Consider the following 18,982-nt stretch of genomic DNA (forward strand, 5'->3'; position numbering starts at 1 on the left):
CTCTTTGCCTTCAAAGCTAAAGCCTAAAACCGAAAGCTTGAATCACGCAGTCGATCGAGGGCGAGTTTTAAATCGGATGGGTATTCGCTCTCAAATTCGACCCATTTGCCAGATTTAGGATGGGCAAATCCCAGCTTCATGGCGTGCAGCCACTGACGCTCCAGAGACAGGGCGCTCGCAAGTTTTGGATCACACCCGTAAAGCGGGTCACCCACAAGCGGGTGTCTGAATTGCGAAAAATGCACCCTGATTTGATGGGTTCTCCCAGTTTCTAATCCGACCTTCATTAAGCTTGCGGCCGGAAGTAATTCAATTGTGCTGTAGTGGGTAACAGCGGGCTTGCCATCTGGAGAAATTGTGAATTTATAATCGTGTTTTTGGCTGCGTGCAATCGGAGTATCGATTGTCCCGGAACTTGGTTCGGGACTCCCCTGAACAAGCGCATGGTAAGTCTTTTTCACAGTTCGATCGCGAAAAGCCTGCTTCAGCACCGAGTATGATCGCTCGGATTTTGCCAAGACCATTAGACCGCTAGTGCCCACATCCAGCCGCTGAACAATTCCCTGGCGCTCCGGAGCCCCCGATGTGGTGAGGGTTACCCCTAAGTTCAAAAGCGCGCCCGGAACACTCGGTCCATCAAATCCCGCAGAAGGGTGAGCGACAACACCCGCTGGCTTGTCCACCACCACGATGTGATCGTCTTGGAAAATAATTTTGAAATCCACCACCGCATCCGAGGTGATCTCGAGGCCAACCGGTTTCTCATTCAATACCACCTCGATTAACATCTCAACAGTGAGGCGATCAGACTTGCCAATTAGCTTGCCAGCGGCACTAACAGCTCCAGCACCAAGCAATTCGGCTGACTGAGAACGGCTCAATCCGAGCATTTTGCTGAGGCCCAGGTCTGCCCGCTCGCCAATCAGAGAATCCGGAACCGGAAGGTACTTACTTACCAACTCCCCCGCCGATCTGATCCCCACGCAAAGTCCGATAAATCATCAATGCCACTCCGATTACCAAAAATGAATCAGCCAAATTGAAGATTGGAAAATTAAGCGGCACTTGAATGAAGTCGACCACGTGACCACTGAAAAGCTGCGGCTCGCGAAGCACTCTGTCAATTCCATTACCGGCCGCCCCGCCAGTTACAAATCCAGCTATCAGACCCCACAGCGTCGTCTTCACCTTCGGTCCATACCAGAGCAACCCAAGAACCGCCAGAATCGAAATGATTGCCAGTATCCAAGTTGCCCCAAAGCTCAGCGAAAAAGCTGCGGAATCGTTGTAGACCAACCTAAATCGAATTATTTCGCCGATAAAGGGAACCGAAGTGCCAGGCGTGAGAAAAAAGATAGCCAGCTCTTTGGTGATTTGGTCTAGCAGTATTACTAAAAAAGCTGTTGCAAAAAACAGGTTACGGCGATTGCTAACTGCGCTCACCGAGCTCGTTCTGTTCGTTCCCGGAATAAGTATTATCTAAGTCGCTGTCGTTTTCCGTGGCGGCGCGGGCAGCCAAGTCAATCTCTTCTTGAACCAGCGCTACCGCCTGACTCGGGTCCTGATCAATGAGTTCTTCTCGAACCAAAGAAGCAAGCTGGGTTTCAATGTAGTCGCGAAGTCTAAACCGATAGTCCTGCTCGAAATCACGAAGATCATCGATTGTGCTCTCGATTGCCCTTCGATCCAATTCGAGTTGTCCGATGACAGCTCTGGCTTGAGATTCGGCATCGCGAACCCAGCGGGCCGCATTCTCCTGCCCATCTCGGATGAGCTGATCCCGCTTGGTAAGACCCTCGCGCACATGCTCCTCATGGAGTCTTCGAGCAAGCTCCAGAAGGCTGTGGGAGTTGCTGGCGTCCGCAGCAGATGGGACCGCGGCCGCCAAAATTGGTGCGACCGGGAAGTCTGGCATACTCGGGACAGGCTCGGATTCCAAGGCTTCAGAAGCCGCTAGCTTTCCTCTTAGAGACTCATTCTCCAACGCCATCTGACGAAGCTCCTTGGTGATTTCATCCAAGAAGTCGTCTACCTCATCCTGGTCGTATCCCTCGCGGAATTTGACAATGGTAAATCTCTTGTTTACTACGTCTTCAGGCGTCAGGGCCATCTCGCACCTTCCTCATCCAGCACTATAAGTTCATCGCCTATGTTAGGGCTTTTTAGATACCTCTGGCAAAGCCCTGCAGAATCACTGCGGCAAGAAGAACGATTGTCCAAGCCAAATCCAACGCTATTGGCCCCAAACGCAAAGGCGGCACGAAGCGCCTAACAAATTTGATGGGTGGATCGGTTATCGAGTAAGCGAAATCAATAATTGGCATAACCGCTGCCGGCGGTCGCCAGTCCGGTTTCACGCTTACGACTAAATCCACAATAAATCTCGCAAACATCGCGTAAATATAAAACTGCAAAACCCAATACAGGGCTGTCCCGATTATTGTCATTGACCTAGAGCATCTCCTGAGAAACATCCGCTTCAGACGCTTCATTGTCCGTAACCGCTACGTGAGAGGGGCTGAGCAGGTAAACCTTTGGCGTTACACGCCTTAGGTGGCCCTCTAAGCCCTCTTTGAGGCCAATCATAAAGTCCAGCATCCTCTTGGCATCAGGCTCGCTCATGGCGGCAATATTGACGATAACTGGAATGTTCATTCGAAAACTAGCGGCCACTTCCTTCGCGTCAGCGTAAGACTGCGGGTCAAGCGTCATAATTTCCGACATCTCACCCGAGCGTCTCGGCCTTGGTGCCATGGATTTAGGTTTATTGGAGGAAGCAGTTTCAGGCTTGACAGCTTCGCTAGATCCAAAGCCGAAAAAAGTCAAAATCGAATTCATCGCGCCCATGTTTACTCCTTCAAGTTCGTATAAAGACTAGGCGCTCTGCGGCCTAGGTCCCGTTATTGCCGATCCAACTCTGAGGTGTGTCGCCCCAAAATCTATGGCGACTTCAAAATCCTCGCTCATTCCCATCGATAAGTACTTTGCATCGGGCTCCATTGTCAATAGAGTTTCAGCCGCGGTTCTCGCTATCTCAAAATCCTGCCTCGGGTCTACATTTAGGCCCGCCACCGCCATTACGCCCTGCAATTTAAGTCGTGGCGAGTCCAAAACCAAATGGGCGAATTCCACCAGGTTGTCTGGCTGAATTCCGCCACGATTGGAATCTCCTGTGAGATTTAGCTCAATGAATACCCTCAACTCAGAATCCGCTATTTCGAGCTGTTTATTGAGCTCTTTCAAAAGAGAACTTCGATCCAAGGAGTGCAGCGAACTGGCATATCGAATCACGGACTTAGCCTTATTGCTTTGAAGCTGGCCTATGAAGCTCCAAGTCACCACGGCTTGAGGCTTGAGAAGCGCAAATTCCTGGGCTTTCTGGCTGACCTCTTGATCTTTATTCTCACCGAAGTTTCGATGACCCAGATCAAAAAGCTCCACCGCAAGATCCACGGGATGATTTTTAGTCACCACAATGAGTTCGACTTCGCTCCTGGATCGGCCGGCTAGACCACAAGCCGATTGAATTCTTTGCTCAATCTGCTCGTAGCGCTCGGAAACTGAACTCAACGGAAGAATTCAGGCAAATCCAAGTCATCGCCGAAGCTCCCCTTGGTGGAGACTTTTTCGCGATCCCCTTCTGGCGAAACAATCTCGGCTTCAGTTTCAAACTCTTGCACAGACCCCGGGATGCCCTCGGACTCCAAAGGCTCTACCGAGGCCCACTCGCTAGCCACCTGCGCGGTGGCAGCCGAGGAGCTCAGAGCCGAGGAGGCGAAAGCTTGAGATTCAAATTTGCGGCGAATTGGTTCGCCGCCATCAAAGCCTGCGGCAATAACCGTGACCCTAACTTCGTCGCCGAGAGTATCTTCAATAGTCGCTCCAAAGATAATGTTTGCCTCCGGGTGCACTGCCTCTTGGACCAAGCGCGCGGCGTCATCAATTTCGTGCAAACCTAAATCGGATGCGCCTTGAATTAATAGAAGAACGCCGTGGGCTCCTTCGATGGTCGCCTCCAGCAGTGGCGAAGAAACAGCAATTTCTGCCGCGCGAACAGCTCGGTCCTCACCCTTTGCCGTGCCAATCCCCATCAGAGCACTTCCCGCTCCCTGCATCACTGACTTCACATCGTTGAAGTCAAGGTTGATTAGTCCTGGAACCACGATCAAGTCACTGATGCCCTGAACTCCCGCACGAAGGACATCATCAGCAGTAATAAAAGCCTCGAGAGCGGAAATCTTTTTATTAGTCATCTCCAGCAAGCGCTGGTTCGGAACAACAATGAGGGTGTCAACCTCTTCGCGAAGCGCTCTGATGCCCTCATCGGCCTGCACGGCGCGACGCTTGCCCTCGAAATTAAATGGCCTGGTGACCACACCAACTGTCAATGCGCCTAATCGTTTCGCGATTCTAGCGACAACGGGAGCGCCGCCGGTTCCAGTGCCGCCGCCCTCTCCAGCGGTCACAAAAACCATGTCGGCTCCCTTGAGGGCTGCTTCGATCTCAGACTCGTGCTCCTCAGTTGCTCGACGACCTACCTCTGGATCCGCTCCAGCACCGAGACCACGGGTTATGTCGCGGCCGATATCTAGCTTCACATCTGCGTCACACATCAGTAGGGCCTGGGCGTCGGTGTTGATTGCCACAAACTCGACTCCGCGTAAGCCAGACTGAATCATGCGGTTCAGCGCATTCACACCGCCGCCGCCGACTCCCACAACCTTTATAACTGCCTGGTAGTTAGGTAATTGTGACACTTTGCCTCCTGTAAAAAACTCTCAAGCTAAGGCTGAGGCTTAGCTTTTCAAAAAGTTTTCGATTTGCGCCCAAAAGGTATGCGTTACCCGGGCCTTGGCGTCCCAGATTCTCGGGCGTGTCGCAAACTAAAATTCATCCACTAACGGGGATATGTCACTACCGGAGAGTTTGGACTGGTTACGTCTATCTGAACACCTTTTTTTAGCTTGGTGGCAATCAAGGAGTCCAACACCTCAGCCTTTAGCAGGGGATCATTCACTCCACCCCAGATCACCTTGATGTTGGAAGTCCGGAGAGTCAGAATCGTGGTCAGAGAGCTTGAAACCTCGATTGAAAAAACTCGCTCGTAGTTTTTTAGAGGAAGTGAGAGAAGAACCTTGACCGCGGTTTTGAATTCAGGACTAGCTAGGTCGTTTGTTCCAATCGATAGAAATGGATACTTATCCTCTTTAGTCATCTGGGCGATTCTCACTCCCGCCGGGTCGTAAAGAAAATTCTTGCCAGCTTTAGCAATCACTACGATGGGTTGCCGTTCTCTAATTTTTACCTCAAGAGTGTGCGGCGGCACTGCCTGAATTGCGAACGTCTCGATTAGCGCAAAGTCTGCTAGTAGCTCGGTAATCTCACTCTCGCTGATCGTAGTCAGGGGTCTTGAAATCAGACCCTGCAGGCTCTTTTCGATTGTCGCCCCCGAGATGCGTTCGGTGCCCGAAACTGAAATGTTTTCAATTGCTAAAAGTGGGGTGACAAAAGTTGCCAGCACGAGAGCCACCAGGGCTAATGGGCCACCGATCAAAAGGGAACGTCCCAAAATCCCAAAGGCACCGATTGATCCGGTCCCAGATTTAGCTTTTTTCGGTTTTAGAGATCTCTTGCGCTCTTGCCGAATCAATTCCCGTTCAGGTTTTTTCAAACTACTTCTCCAAAGCCTCAATCAGCTCGGGAACCATGCGGTAGATGTCTCCACACCCCATTGTGATAATAAAATCCCCCGGTTCGGCAATTTTGGCTGCCACTGAGGCCACGCCGTCCCAGCTGGGAACGTAGTGCATATTTATTGGCCGCGAGAATTTATTTGCAATCAATTCCCCAGTGACACCGGGTTCTGGATCCTCGCGGGCTGCGTAAATGTCAAGCAGCACAACCTCATCCGATAGCGCCAAGGCATCGGCGAATTCCTGAGCAAATATTCTTGTTCGACTGTAAAGGTGGGGCTGAAAAACCGTAATCAGACGCCCCTTCCCCACCGAAGCTCGCGCCGCTAAGAGGGCGGCCCTAACCTCTGTCGGATGATGAGCGAAGTCGTCGTAGACGGATACTTCACGACGGGTGGCATGCAACTCAAAGCGCCTTTGAGTGCCGGAGAACTTGCTAACTGCCTCGACGCTGGCTCGAAATTCAAACCCGAGGCCAACCAAAACCGCTATCGCACCCGCAGCATTCAGGGCGTTATGGTGACCTGGTATCTCGAGAGAGACTGATTGGGACTCGCCAAGATACTCAATAACAAAACTAACCAAAGGCCCAGTAGAGTCAATTTTGCCGAGTCGGATGTCGGCATTTTTTGCCTCACCGTAGCTGAGCACCTTTTGGTGCTTAAGTAATTTCGCAACCCGCTTTGCACCGGGATCATCCGAAGAAATCACCACCATTTCGCTAGCGGCATCAGCAAATTTGGCGAATTCAGCCTCAAATGCCTCCAGGGAACCGAAGTGATCTAAATGATCGGGGTCAATATTTGTGATCAAGGCCACCTTGGTGTCGTAGTGCAAAAAAGAGCTATCCGACTCATCGGCCTCTATTACAAAGTGCTCCCCCTTGCCAAAGCGAGCTGAGGCTCCATAACTCGCTATCACTCCACCATTAACAAAGCTGGGGTCCTGACCAAGATTTATCAGCCCGGTCACCACCATGCCGGTCGATGTGGTCTTGCCGTGAGCCCCGGCCACAGCTATCAACCTGCCTCTTGAAGCGAGATGAGCTAGAAGTGCCGAGCGATGAAGAACAGTGAGGCCGCGCTCCTGAGCTAAGACCAATTCTGGGTTTGTTGGCCACAGTGCGCTGGTGACTACAACCGTGTCGGCGGCTTGCAAATTAGCAGCGTCGTGGCCGATAAAAATCTGTGCGCCGAGCTCTCTAAGCGTGGCTACGTTTTCCGTGTCTCTGAGATCCGAACCGGAAACTTGATAACCCATGCCCAAACACAGTCGAGCTATCCCCGACATACCGGAACCGCCGATGCCGATAAAGTGCAGGTTGCCCAATTCGGCTGGTATGGGCTTTGAATAATCTGGCTTAATCACGGCTATAAGTATCCACTGCCTCGAGCACTAAGACGCTGAGTCTTTGCGTGGCGTCAGAAATTCCAACCGACATGGCCGCGGCCTGCATCTTGTTTAGGGTCTTCGCGTGGGAAATTAGCGGGATTAGCTCGTTTAGCACAAATTCGGGTGTGAAGTCATTATCAAGGCAGAGCAGACCCCCACCAGCACCCACAACGGTCTGGGCATTCAGTCGTTGCTCGCCGTTGCCAACCGGGTACGGAATATAAACCGCTGGCAACCCAGCGGCCGAAAACTCAGAAACGGTGGATGCGCCCGCCCGCGAAACTGCAAAATCCGCCGCCGCTATCGCCGCGTCCATTCTTGAGCAGTATGCCATTCTGGTGTAACCGACCTCGCTGTATTCACCGAGGTTGGCTCGCTCTCCGACTATGTGCAACACCTGAATTCCGGCGGCAATCAAGCGCTCGAGGCTGTGGGCGATAGTCTCATTTATGCTCTTTGCTCCCAGTGAACCGCCGGTTACCAAAAGAGTTGGCATCATCGGATCAAGGCCGAGCTCGATTCTGGCTTGACCCTTATCGTAAGAATGCACAGAGTCAATAATTTCTTGCCTAATCGGCATCCCGGTCAACTTGGCATTTTTCAAATTAGAGTTCTCGAAGGCCACCGCCACATGCTTTGTAAACTTAGCGCCGAGACGATTGGCAAAACCCGCGATCGCGTTAGCCTCGTGAATAATCAGCAGTTTTCGCTTCAAAAAAGCTGACACGTACGCTGGCGCTGAGGCGTAACCACCAAACCCAACAACAGCATCGATTTTCTGAGTTTTGAGTATCTTATTGACCGCTAAAACTGCCCCGAGGAATCTCCATGGGAACGCCAAGGCTTGGACGCTGAATCTTCTGGGAAAAGGAAGTCGCGATATGTAAAAAAGCTCAAACCCCCTTTCCGGAACGAGCCGCGCTTCCAGGCCCTGCTTGGTTCCCAGAGCAATCACCTGATGCCCCTGCTCCCTGAGGTTTTCAGCCAGTGCCAGCATGGGGTTCACGTGGCCGGCAGTCCCGCCACCGGCCAATAAAAATCTGGTCATACCGAACGACGCCCCAGATGAGCAGTCCGGTCGCGTTCCACAGCTAAAACCAATCCGATTGCACTCAGAGTTGCGATCATCGAAGACCCTCCAGCCGAAATAAGTGGAAGCGGGACGCCTAAAACAGGCAATAAACCGAGCACAACCGCAATGTTAATAAAAGCTTGCATAACAACCCAGAGCATCACGCCGACGACTAGATTCCGGTTGAAAGCACTCGTTTGGTGCCTTGCAATAGCAAACATGGTCAGCCCCAGGGCCAAAAAGAGGCAGATAATTAGCATGGCACCGATGAGACCAAGCTCTTCCCCAATCACGGCAAAAATAAAGTCGTTCTCAACCTCGGGGATCCAGCTCCACTTAAGCTTTGAGCGGCCAATGCCAGTTCCGAAAAGCCCCCCGGCAGCCAGCGCCCAGGTGCCGTGCTGATACTGCCACATGACCCCCATGGGATCCGCGGCATCGGGATTCAGCCAGGCCTCAAACCTGATTCTTCTCGAAGCCGAGCTCATCACTAATACCGTGGCTAATAAGCCTCCAACTCCAGCTATTGCAAGCCAACGCGACCAGCGCATTCCAGCAAATAGCCAAAGCCCCATGAGCATCACCGCCATTACAACACCGGTTCCCAGGTCCCTACCGACAACCACCACTAGGCCAAGGGCAACACCTGAGTATCCGAAGATTCTCAGCCAAATTCGATTATTGGATTCTGGGTCATCACTCAGCTGAGCAAGTTGATGTGCAAACCCAATAATCAGCGCCAATTTGAGAAACTCCGAGGGCTGAAGAGTGGCAAAACCAAGGTCAATCCAATTTCTGTTGCCATTAATTTCCTTGCCAAAAAGCACCGTGGCAAGTTGTAAGCCAGTCATGGCAAGAAGAAATGGAAGACCAATCCTTCGATAAAAATTCATCGGCAGGTTGGAGGCCACTATCAGACCCACCAAGCCAATGAGGGCGAACCTTCCCTGGCTGAAAAAGGTGGAGGCCGCATTATTAGTTTCTTTGAAGGCGTCCACCGAAGAGGCACTGGCAACCATCGCGAGACCAATAAAAACTGTAATCGCGGTGAGGCTCAACAACAAAAAGAATTGCGGGGACTGCGCCTTGAACCGAGGCCTAGCGACCTTTGCGAAAGTTATCCGACTCATTTTTCGGCCGCCAGATTGCTCACTGCAGCCTGGTAACTCTGGCCCCGCTCCACATAGTCCTTGAACTGGTCCATGCTCGCTGCCGCTGGAGCTAGAAGTACCACGTCCCCCGGAGAAGCGAGCTGACTAGCAAAAAGCACGGCATCCTGCATCACATCAATCCCGCTAACGACGCGCACCGGTGTCAGCGGAAGGTGTTTCTCAAAAAGAGCCTCCAGAAGCTGAGTATCCGCCCCGATGATTACAGCACCTCGAATCTTTGGTCCGAATTTCATTAATAAGGGCTTCAGGTCGATGCCCTTCAGAAGGCCACCGACTATCCAAACCACGTTCTCGAATGAGCCCAGCGAGGCGGCGGCGGCGTGAGCATTGGTGGCCTTTGAGTCGTCAAAATATAAAACGCCCCCATGCTCGGCTACTCTCTGAATTCGATGCGGTGCGAGTCTGAAGCTCCGAATCCCCTCTAGAACAGCTGCCGCATCGCAACCCACCGCGCGGGCCAATGCGCTAGCTGCTGCGACGTTAGCCAATAGGTGCGGGGAAACTACGCCAATTTCCGCGACATCCTCGATGGTTGCCAGTTCTAGGGCCGTCTTGTCTCGATCATCTATGAAGGCTCGGTCCACTAAAAACTCTTCCACAAAACCTACGCTAGACAAGCTCGGGATTCCCACCGAGAAAGATATGGCCCGGCAACCCTCGATAACCACTGCGTTCTCCGCGGCCTCGAGCGTCTTTGAGTCGCTTGAATTATAAATAATCGCGGTTTTGGTGCCGGCAAATATTTTTGATTTATCTAAAAAGTACTGCTCGATTCCACCGTGCCAATCCAGATGATCCTCCGCGAGGTTCAAAAAGGCGCTGGCTTCGGCATTTATTTGATGCAGGTAGTGCAACTGAAAACTAGAAAGCTCAACAACAAAATAGTCAAAGCCCTCCGGGTCTCGGATCGCGTCAAGAATTGGGGTTCCAATATTTCCACACGGTGCCACCTGATAGCCGGCTTTATGCAGCATCATTGCGGTTAATTCGGTGGTGCTGGTCTTGCCATTAGTTCCGGTAATTGTGATCCATTTGGCCACCCGCTCGGTCTTGTCGCGCAGCCGCCAAGCTAGATCTACATCCGTATAAATTGGAACATTCGCTTTTTTGAAAGCCATGACCATTGGGTGATCTGGCATAAACCCGGGGGACACAACAACAAAATCAACCTCTAGGGCCTTCTCATCTAGGCCGGTCGAATCATCAGATAAAACCAACTTTGCTTCTATGACTCTCATTAGTTCGCGATATTCAAAAGTCGTGGATTTTGCGTAAACCGTGACCTTGCACCCAAGCTCCTTGAGAGTGTCGGCCACTGAGAAGCCGGATTTACCAAGACCCAGAACCGCCACCCTGAGCCCACTCCAGTCATCGTGCCAGCTTGTTTGAGTGATCATCAGTTATAAATCCATTCAATGTAAAACAAGCCGACACCAGAAACCACGCTCAGGGCTGCGATAATCCAGAACCGAACCACCACTGTGATTTCTGCCCAGCCCTTGAGCTCAAAGTGGTGGTGAAGCGGAGACATTAGGAACACTCTTTTGCCGGTCCCAGTTCGCCATTTGGTTATTTTAAAGAACACTCGCTGAATCACTACCGAGCCGGTAACAATCACAAAGATTCCGCCAATCAGAATCAGCAGGAGCTCGGTCCGCGACAAAATCGCCAGAGCAGCTAGTGCGCCGCCCAGGCCAAGTGACCCAGTGTCCCCCATGAACAATTGCGCCGGTGAGGTATTCCACCACAAAAAACCTAGGCAGGCTCCCCCAATCGCGGCGGCGATCACAGCGATATCCAAAGGATCTCGAACCTGGTAACAGGATTCGATGTTCTCTACCACTGTCGCGCAGCTCTGATTGAACTGCCAGAAACCGATAACCACGTAGGCACCGATTGCCAAGACAGCTGACCCAGAAGCCAGTCCATCGAGACCATCAGCGATGTTCACGCCATTGGATGCTGATGCCACCAAAAGATAGACCCAGAGTATGAATAACCCCATGCCCAAGATGCTGCCCCAGAAAAATAAGTCAATCGGCAAATCTCGAAAAAGCGAAATATTAGTCGAAGCCGGAGTTAGACCATCCTCGTCTGGGAACTGCAGGGCTAAGACGGCAAAGATAATTGCTACGACTCCCTGGCCAGCAATCTTGGCCCAGCCACTCAGGCCTAGGCTCCGTTGATTTCGAACTTTTAGGTAATCATCGATAAAACCCACCAAGCCAAGACCCAGCATCATGAAAATCACCAGCAGGGCGGTAGCGGTGGGGGTCTCCCCATTGAGCCACTTGGCCGAAAAGTATGCAACGGTAGCCGCCAAAAGAATGACAATACCGCCCATTGTTGGGGTGCCGCGCTTGGTGTGATGGGTCTTTGGCCCATCATCCCTTATGAACTGGCCCCACTCAAGTTTTCTAAAGGCCCAGATAAACCCCGGAGTGGCAAACAGGGTAATGAATAAAGATATGCCACCGGCACTCAGAAGTGCTCTCACGCCATAGCCGCCAATTCATCTCCTAGAAACCTAAGCCCCGCGAGGTTGCTGGATTTGACCAACACCACATCGCCTTTCGCTAGCTTTCCACTGATTGCTTCAAATGCTTCGCTGATTGAGTCGAAATAAGCAGATTCGCCATCCCAGCTCCCCTCAAACATTGCCCCCATGTGGATCAACTTGGCGGCTTCGCCCACCACAAAAAGCATGTCGATGTTATACCGAACCACCAAGCGGCCGATTGCATCGTGCGACTCTCTGGATTCCGGGCCGAGCTCTGCCATTTCACCCAGCACGGCAATCGTGCGATGCCCCTGGCGCCCAATTACCGCGAGAGTTTGCAAAGCAGCCTTCATTGAATCCGGGGACGCGTTATAGGCATCGTTGATGATTAGAGCCCCCGAGGTGGTCCAAATTGGTTGCATGCGCCAACGCTCTGCCATTTCCAATTTTTCGAGTTCAAGGACGGCCCTGGTTCTTTCAATTCCCAGCTGATCCGCCACGGCCAGAGCCGCGGCCATGTTCATCGCCTGATGCTCGCCAAGAATCTTGAGTGAAACTAAGACCTCTTCAGAATCTGGGTAGCGAAATTTTACAATCGTTCCCTGCAGTGAAATATCAACATCCAGAATTCGGTAATCGGAGAGTGCCGAAGTGCCGAAACTTCGGCTGGCAACTCCAGCTTCAACTCGATAACCCGAAACAATTGGGTCATCCTGATTCAATATCGCAATTTTTGATATAAATGGCATCATCTCGGCCTTGATGATTGCGGTGGTCTCGATCCCGCCAAATTCACCAACATGGGCCATTCCAACTTTTAGCTGAACCCCAATATCCGGCCTGGTCCAACTTGCCAATTTGTGAATGCTGCTTAGCCCAGCGGCCCCAAGCTCAAGAATCAAGTACTTGGTATCCAGAGCCAACTTCAAGACCGTCAGTGGCAACCCGACCTCGTTATTAAAAGATTCTCTGGGATAAACAGTTGGGGCATCGCCCGAAAGAATGGCGGCCAACATGTTCTTAGTTGAGGTTTTGCCATTTGAGCCGGTAATCCCAATCACAGTTAGCTCTCCGAGGTTACGCACTTTTTGCAAAACAAACTCTGCTAGATCGCGAAGCGCGACCACTGTGTCGCCAACCATGATTTGAGGCATTTGACTCGTTGTTTCCCGGCTCACGACACTTAATGCGGCTTGTTTGGCAAACGCCTCTGCTAAATAGTCATGGCCATCGAGCTCTTTGCCCAATTTCGCGAAAAAGATTCCCCCCGGCACGAGGCTTCTAGAATCGGTCTCCACAGCTCCCGACACAAGAGTCTGTGGGTCGCAGAATTTCAGCTCTCCACCTAAAGCTTCGGCAACTTGCCCGAATGTTAGCTCAATCACGATCCACCAATTTTCTAGCAAGCGCTCTAGCATCAAAGGGAGTCTTGACGCCCGAAATCTCGCGATATCCAAGGTTCCCGGGACCGCACCAAAGAATTGCCCCAGTTCTCGGGGTTCTTCTGAATGCTTCCTCAAGAGCTTTTTCAGGATCGGCAATTTCCAAAACCTGACCCTTTTCTAAAAACTCAAGAGCACCTTTTTTTAGAGCACTCCTAATCAGAGTCGGGTCTTCATCCCTTGGGTGCTGGTCAGTTATGACCAGAAAGTCAACCTCCCTGGCAGCCCGGCCCATTTCAAGCCGCTTGCCGGTATCCCGATTACCGCTTGCCCCTAAAATCAAAGTGAGGTGCGAAAAGCGCTTCCTAATCTCTAAGACCGCCTCTTGAACCCCGCTGGGGGTATGGGCGTAATCGATAAAGATCGCTGGACTAGCCACGCTTACTCTTTCCAGGCGTCCTGGAACTTGGAAATCAAAATCAACAAGGGCAGCTTGGAGCATCTCCACACCCACGCCTCCCGCAATAGCCATTGCGATTGCTAGGGCAAAATTCTTTGCCATCAGTTCCCCGTGATTAAAGCTTAGGTTTAGCTTTCCACCGGGACCCTCGATCTTGAAAACGCCGCCTTGAGAAATTGAATAAATCCAATCAGTCCCTGATTTCCCGACGGTTTCGATGGGAATGCTCGCATTTTGGGCGAGCCTTCTAGCGAAGTCGTCTTCGACAAAAACAACACCGCGCGCAGCAAAAGATTTGGTGAAAAGCGTGGATTTGGCAGCAAGGTAGTTCTCCATAGATTCAAAATCATCCATGTGGTCTCGGCTTAGATTTGTGAAACCGGCGACTTGAAACATCACGGCATCAACTCGGTTCCGCACAAGCGCCTGAGCTGAAACCTCGATAACCCCGGCTTCGAGACCCTGAGAAACCATTTTTGCTAACAGTTCGTGAAGCTCTGTGACTTCTGGGCTAGTCAGCGAACTGGGTAGCACCTCGCCAGATAAAAACCTTCCGGTGGATGCGCTAAGTCCAGTTGGGATCAGGCAAAGCTGAAGGATTCTTGCCAAGTAGGAAGCCGTCGAGGTTTTGCCGTTTGTGCCGGTGATGCCAAAAAGTTGCACCTGACCCGCGGGCTCCCCAAAGATCCTGGCTGCGATAACGCCGGCGACCTTGCGTGGCTCGGGGTGAATCAAGCAGGGAAGGCCAAAGACCCGGGCATGCTCTGCATCGGTGAGAACGGTGATTGCGCCTTTGTGAATGGCGCTTTCCAAAAACTCAATACCGTGATTTCTTGCGCCCTGGGCTGCAATGTATAGCGAGCCGGGCCGGATTTTATCGGTGTGCAAGGCAACGTGGTTTAGTTCTCGGGATTCACCTACCAGTTCAAGCCCAAACTCATCGGCAAGCTGTTGTGAGCTAACCATCTACTTCCCCGTTTTATCCGAGGGGATGTCGCGAGAGCTTGTGGTTGATGGCGGGATTCGATACTGCTTGAGGGCTTGCTGCATGATAGCAACAAAGGGCGGAGTGGCCTGAAGTGAGTTTGTCTCGCCCAAGGGGCGAAAGATGCTAATTCCAACCACGAACTTCGGGTCCTCAACTGGCGCTACCCCGTAAAAGGAAATGGCATAGCGCTCGCCATAACCCCCGAGTCCATCCTGAATCTGCGCGGTTCCGGTCTTGCCTGCGACTCGATAGCCATCAATCTGGGCGTTTTTTCCAACCCCACCAAACTCGACCACTTTTTCCATGAGTTCTAGATTTAGATTCGCGGTGGATTTTTTTATCACGCGAGTAGATTGTTGAGGAGTGGCTGCGTAAAGCGTTCCGTCTTCTTTCACACAAGAATCCACCAGCACTGGCGAAAGCCTTACCCCGTCGTTAGCGATCGCCTGATAGGCACTGGCCATTTGGATTGTGGTAACTGAGATTCCCTGGCCGTAAAGAGTTGCATAGTTGGTCATCTTGTCCCACTCCTTAGCTGGGTGCAGAATTCCGGAACTCTCACCCTCAAATCGAAGTGGGGTCGTTGCACCAAAACCAAAGCGCTTCAGGTAGTCGTAGCGGGTCTGGCTATCGACCTTTATTCCAAATTTCGACATACCGGTGTTGGATGAATATCGAAGCACTCCAGCCAAGGTAAGCGTGAAATCCTCATGCGAGAAACTGTCTTTAATCCAACCGCCTGGAAAATCTAAATCCAAATAATCAGGAGCGATGACTGTATCGCGCTCACTGGCCTTGCCGGTGTCCAGCACAATCGCGCTGGTTATTGCCTTCATAATCGATCCGGGCTCGAAAGCCGCTTGGAAGATTCTCGAGCCTCGATCCAGGCTCGAGGTGGCACCCGGGTCATTAGGGTCCACCGACGGAGCCTCGGCAGCGGCCAGAATCCTGCCCGTCTCCACCTCGATGACAATAGCGGTTGCCCACTCCGCTGATAATTTACTCACCGCATTCGCTAATACCTGTTGCGCAAAAAATTGCAGGTTGGCATCAATCGAGAGATTCAGAGTACCGCCATGCTGGGTCGGTTGAGTGGTCTGATTTGATGTCGGGATACGGACCCCTTCGCGACTTCTTTCAAAAGTCTCTTGACCATCAATTCCAGCTAAACAGCTGTTGTACTGGCGCTCGAGACCGGCAAGCGGTGTGCCATCCGAGCCCACGAATCCGATTAGATTGCCGGCAACTGCACCGTCCGGGTAAAGCCTGTCGGCAAACTTGTCGAAATAAATCCACGGAATCTCAAGATCGCGGATTGCATTGTAGGTTTGCGCATCAACTTTTTTCGCAAGATTCGAATACTCCGAGTTGCCCTCAAGCTTGGAAGCTAGCTCCGCTAGGGATAACCCGAGCAATGTTGCAAGCTCAAGTGAAACATCTTGAACACTGCGTTCGATCCTTACACCCTCCACAAAAGTTTTAACGGGGCCGACATTCTTTGGGGCCGCATTCACGTCGTAGCGAAACACAGTTCTCGCCATCACCTGCCCGGAGGCGTCCCTGATTTCACCGCGCAACGCGGTCAAAGTTTGAGTCACAGAACGCGACTCAAGGGATTGCTTCGAAATTTCATCGGCACGGACCACTTGAAAATCGACCAGTCGAATACCTAAGGCGCCAACTAGCGCAACCAGCAAAAAAGCAAAAAGGCCAAGGCGCCTAGATAGATTGCCCTGATTGCTCATTTTTTCCTACCTCGTCGGCGATGCTGGGATAAGACCCGAAGCTAAAACTACTTCGGACCCCAAGGATGTTTCGGTATTGACACCCGCTTCCACCTCGCTCGCGGCAACAGTGCTCAAGGAAAACTCCGAGACCGTCACCATTGCAGAATTTGCAACCAGATTTGCACTCGCCAATAAGCTGCGTCCGGAGTCGGCGGGAATTGGCTTGCCGTAAATTTTGTCATTCTCAATATCTAGCAAAACCGAAGCCGGATTGGCCACCATTCCTAATTGGTTTGCGGCATCGGCCAAATTTTGTGGTGATCCAAGTGAGTCGACCTCTTCCTGCAAAATCTGAACATCGGTTGCGAGATTGCGTTTTTCAATGTTGAGCTCGCGCAGGTAGTAAGCGTCATGGGTCAGGGCCATGTTCAACACCAGCTGCCCCCCGAGCACGGCAAGGATGCCGATCAGAAAAATGACCCCCGCTACCATGTTGGGCTTCAGTCGATTCGCTTGAGATTTCGACATCATGTATAGCTTCATTCTTTTACCTCTAGTTTTTCTGCGGCCCGAAGGCGCGCCGATGCTGCCCTCGGGTTTGCTGATAGTTCGATTTCGCCAGCGCGTTCGACGCCCTTGGTGATTATTTTGAGAATTGCCCCGGTCCCGGGGAGTTCAAACGGCAAGTCGATTGGCGTGCTGCTGACCGAGCCGGCCTGTAGCGCCTGTTTGACAATCCCATCCTCCAGTGAGTGGTATGACATAACGACGATACGGCCCATCGGGGCCAGAACCTCAATAGCTTGCGGCAGTGAGCGCTCTAAAGCGCCTAGCTCGTCATTGGCGGCGATTCTTAGGGCCTGATAGATACGTTTCGCAGGGTGTCCCGTGGTTTTTCCGGGGGCCGAGGGCACGATTTGAGTCACGATTTTGTTCAGCTGGCTGGAAGTTTCGATCGGCGCCAATTTCCGGTCTTGCACGATTCTCTTGGCTATTGGGCCAGAGAATCGTTCCTCTCCAAATTTCTTGAAAATATGTGTCAGCTCTTCTTCGGAATATCGAGCCAGGATCTCTGCTGCAGTGCGGCCAGAGCTCTGATCCATGCGCATGTCAAGTACCGCATCTTTGGCATAGGAAAAACCTCGCCCGGCTTCGTCGAGCTGCATCGAGCTAACCCCGAGGTCCATCAGCACGCCGTTTACCTTGGAGATCCCGAGCTCCGCTAGAACATCGAGAATCTGGTCATAAACAGCTAGGTGAGCACTGAACCTTGCCCCAAAAGCACTGAGTCTTTCACTAGCCAATTCGATTGCTCTCGGGTCACGATCAATGCCAATGACGCGAAGAGTCGGATGAGCTTCTAAAAGCGCTTGGCTATGGCCACCAAGTCCAAGTGTGCAATCAATGACTATCGAGTTATCGCCCGAGACAGAGGGGGCCAATAGTTCGAGACAACGCTCAAGCAGCACCGGTGTGTGGAGATCAGAAGTTGACTGGTTCATAACTAAGTGCCGGGTATCTAATTGCCCTGCACCTTGACCCTTGCCCGTTAGCGAGCTTGGTTTTCGCTTTTCCGGCTCAGGGGAAGAGAGTCGGTCACGGCCAAGGATCAAAGTGCAGGGGCTAGAAAAGCCCGGGAATCACCTCCTTCGCCTGATTGGCAAAGCCCTCTTCATTCAATAAAAGATATTCATTCCAACTCTTGGCGTCCCAGATTTCCGCCCTGGAGCCAACCCCGATGATGACCAAATCCTTTTGCAGGTTGCCGTAATCGCGCAGGATGCTCGGTAAAAGAACTCGACCCTGCTTATCCGGAGTCTCGTCTGTGGCCCCGGAAAGAAAGACTCGAAGATATTTGCGAGCCTCATCGGAGGTAACTGGAGCCTGACGAATCTTTTCGTGGACCCCTTCAAACTCTTTTTGAGAAAAAACATAGAGGCAACGCTCTTGACCGCGAGTAATTACGACTCCAGCTTCAAGTTCTTCTCGAAACTTGGCTGGAAGGATCAGGCGGCCCTTTTCGTCGAGTTTTAGGGTGTGTGTGCCTAGCAACATTGCAAGATCCCCTTTCCCAACTCTTACTCCACTTTACTCCACTTCACTCCACAATAAGGTAATTTTCATTTCATTTCATCACAATTCGGTAATTATTTTGTTCAACAAAAAAAGACCCCCGATTTCTCGAAGGCCTCTGTCTGCAACGGATTGGTTACTCCTTATTAAACCTTTGGTTCCAACGATCTTCAAAGAATGAACCCTTGTTGCTAGATCCGCCGACTTTTGGGATTTCTGGGAGCCTGAAGTTGCTCGATGCAATGATGATTCCAATTACCATCACGATAAAAGCCGCGACACCGAAAAAGGCCACCTGTAAAGCCACCGCTAGGACCAACAGCACCAGCCCAGCCAAAAGCACTAGAACTCCAGCTATCAGCTTGCTAGCGCTTTTATTCGTGGACGAAACGTTTTTTACCCTGTTGGCGAAGCCGGCGTCCTGACTCATCAGGTTCCGTTCCATCTCTTCGAGCAATGCTTGCTCGCGTTCTGAAAGTGCCATTATCACTCCAATCCTTCTCTAATTGTAAACAGCTCAGAG

20 protein-coding genes are annotated in these 18,982 nt (G+C 51.7%); all 20 read right to left on the reverse strand.

From position 1 onward, the window contains the following. Positions 1 to 23: 23 nt before the first annotated feature. Positions 24 to 983 (reverse strand): RluA family pseudouridine synthase, encoded by a 960-nt coding sequence (locus BLP47_RS06410; protein WP_371325781.1) that lies wholly within the window; start codon positions 981 to 983, stop codon positions 24 to 26. Then, entirely contained in the window at positions 949 to 1,443 is a 495-nt protein-coding gene (gene lspA / locus BLP47_RS06415; RefSeq protein WP_157671552.1) for a signal peptidase II, read from the reverse strand. The genes BLP47_RS06410 and lspA overlap by 35 nt, the downstream gene beginning before the upstream one ends. Continuing rightward, positions 1,430 to 2,110, reverse strand: coding sequence for a DivIVA domain-containing protein (locus BLP47_RS06420; RefSeq protein ID WP_091851726.1), 681 nt, complete (start codon positions 2,108 to 2,110; stop codon positions 1,430 to 1,432). Before BLP47_RS06420 ends, lspA begins: the two co-directional genes overlap by 14 nt. Positions 2,111 to 2,162: 52 nt before the next feature. Beyond that, positions 2,163 to 2,447 carry a YggT family protein gene (locus tag BLP47_RS06425; protein WP_091851729.1) on the reverse strand — a complete coding sequence of 95 codons (285 nt, stop codon included), beginning with the start codon at positions 2,445 to 2,447 and terminating at the stop codon, positions 2,163 to 2,165. A 4-nt stretch (positions 2,448 to 2,451) separates the two neighbouring features. Further along, positions 2,452 to 2,847 (reverse strand): cell division protein SepF, encoded by a 396-nt coding sequence (locus BLP47_RS06430; RefSeq protein WP_091851732.1) that lies wholly within the window; start codon positions 2,845 to 2,847, stop codon positions 2,452 to 2,454. 27 nt (positions 2,848 to 2,874) lie between these two features. Next, positions 2,875 to 3,570, reverse strand: a complete 696-nt coding sequence (locus BLP47_RS06435) for a YggS family pyridoxal phosphate-dependent enzyme (RefSeq protein ID WP_157671554.1) — start codon at positions 3,568 to 3,570, stop codon at positions 2,875 to 2,877. After that, positions 3,567 to 4,757 carry a cell division protein FtsZ gene (gene ftsZ / locus BLP47_RS06440; protein WP_091851738.1) on the reverse strand — a complete coding sequence of 397 codons (1,191 nt, stop codon included), beginning with the start codon at positions 4,755 to 4,757 and terminating at the stop codon, positions 3,567 to 3,569. The genes BLP47_RS06435 and ftsZ overlap by 4 nt, the downstream gene beginning before the upstream one ends. 140 nt (positions 4,758 to 4,897) lie before the next feature. Next, positions 4,898 to 5,671: an FtsQ-type POTRA domain-containing protein gene (locus BLP47_RS06445; protein WP_157671556.1), complete on the reverse strand. Its 774-nt coding sequence runs from the start codon at positions 5,669 to 5,671 to the stop codon at positions 4,898 to 4,900. 1 nt (position 5,672) lies between these two features. Beyond that, the gene (gene murC, locus BLP47_RS06450) at positions 5,673 to 7,061 is read right to left on the reverse strand and encodes a UDP-N-acetylmuramate--L-alanine ligase (protein ID WP_091851744.1); all 1,389 of its coding nucleotides are present in this window, start codon (positions 7,059 to 7,061) and stop codon (positions 5,673 to 5,675) included. Beyond that, a complete protein-coding gene (gene murG / locus BLP47_RS06455; protein ID WP_091851748.1) occupies positions 7,054 to 8,133 on the reverse strand; it encodes an undecaprenyldiphospho-muramoylpentapeptide beta-N-acetylglucosaminyltransferase in 1,080 nt (359 codons plus the stop codon). The genes murC and murG overlap by 8 nt, the downstream gene beginning before the upstream one ends. Beyond that, positions 8,130 to 9,287, reverse strand: a complete 1,158-nt coding sequence (locus tag BLP47_RS06460; protein WP_091851751.1) for an FtsW/RodA/SpoVE family cell cycle protein — start codon at positions 9,285 to 9,287, stop codon at positions 8,130 to 8,132. Before BLP47_RS06460 ends, murG begins: the two co-directional genes overlap by 4 nt. Then, a complete protein-coding gene (gene murD, locus BLP47_RS06465) occupies positions 9,284 to 10,726 on the reverse strand; it encodes a UDP-N-acetylmuramoyl-L-alanine--D-glutamate ligase (RefSeq protein ID WP_091851754.1) in 1,443 nt (480 codons plus the stop codon). The genes BLP47_RS06460 and murD overlap by 4 nt, the downstream gene beginning before the upstream one ends. After that, positions 10,726 to 11,826 (reverse strand): phospho-N-acetylmuramoyl-pentapeptide-transferase, encoded by a 1,101-nt coding sequence (gene mraY, locus BLP47_RS06470; RefSeq protein WP_091851757.1) that lies wholly within the window; start codon positions 11,824 to 11,826, stop codon positions 10,726 to 10,728. The genes murD and mraY overlap by 1 nt, the downstream gene beginning before the upstream one ends. Beyond that, entirely contained in the window at positions 11,823 to 13,214 is a 1,392-nt protein-coding gene (gene murF, locus BLP47_RS06475) for a UDP-N-acetylmuramoyl-tripeptide--D-alanyl-D-alanine ligase (protein WP_091851760.1), read from the reverse strand. Before murF ends, mraY begins: the two co-directional genes overlap by 4 nt. Continuing rightward, positions 13,207 to 14,637 (reverse strand): Mur ligase family protein, encoded by a 1,431-nt coding sequence (locus BLP47_RS06480; protein ID WP_091851763.1) that lies wholly within the window; start codon positions 14,635 to 14,637, stop codon positions 13,207 to 13,209. Before BLP47_RS06480 ends, murF begins: the two co-directional genes overlap by 8 nt. Then, complete coding sequence (locus BLP47_RS06485; RefSeq protein ID WP_091851764.1) at positions 14,638 to 16,404, reverse strand: penicillin-binding protein 2; 1,767 nt, start codon at positions 16,402 to 16,404, stop codon at positions 14,638 to 14,640. It abuts the gene before it with no gap. A 6-nt stretch (positions 16,405 to 16,410) separates the two neighbouring features. Beyond that, positions 16,411 to 16,929 (reverse strand): hypothetical protein, encoded by a 519-nt coding sequence (locus BLP47_RS06490; protein WP_091851766.1) that lies wholly within the window; start codon positions 16,927 to 16,929, stop codon positions 16,411 to 16,413. Continuing rightward, positions 16,926 to 17,888 carry a 16S rRNA (cytosine(1402)-N(4))-methyltransferase RsmH gene (gene rsmH / locus BLP47_RS06495; RefSeq protein ID WP_091851769.1) on the reverse strand — a complete coding sequence of 321 codons (963 nt, stop codon included), beginning with the start codon at positions 17,886 to 17,888 and terminating at the stop codon, positions 16,926 to 16,928. The genes BLP47_RS06490 and rsmH overlap by 4 nt, the downstream gene beginning before the upstream one ends. Positions 17,889 to 18,009: 121 nt before the next feature. Then, on the reverse strand, positions 18,010 to 18,441 hold the full coding sequence (mraZ, locus tag BLP47_RS06500; RefSeq protein ID WP_091851773.1) for a division/cell wall cluster transcriptional repressor MraZ: 432 nt from the start codon (positions 18,439 to 18,441) through the stop codon (positions 18,010 to 18,012). Positions 18,442 to 18,595: 154 nt separating this feature from the next. Next, complete coding sequence (locus tag BLP47_RS06505; RefSeq protein ID WP_091851776.1) at positions 18,596 to 18,943, reverse strand: DUF3040 domain-containing protein; 348 nt, start codon at positions 18,941 to 18,943, stop codon at positions 18,596 to 18,598. Between the last annotated feature and the right edge of the window lie 39 nt (positions 18,944 to 18,982).

This window comes from Candidatus Aquiluna sp. UB-MaderosW2red (assembly GCF_900100865.1).
Lineage (GTDB): Bacteria > Actinomycetota > Actinomycetes > Actinomycetales > Microbacteriaceae > Aquiluna.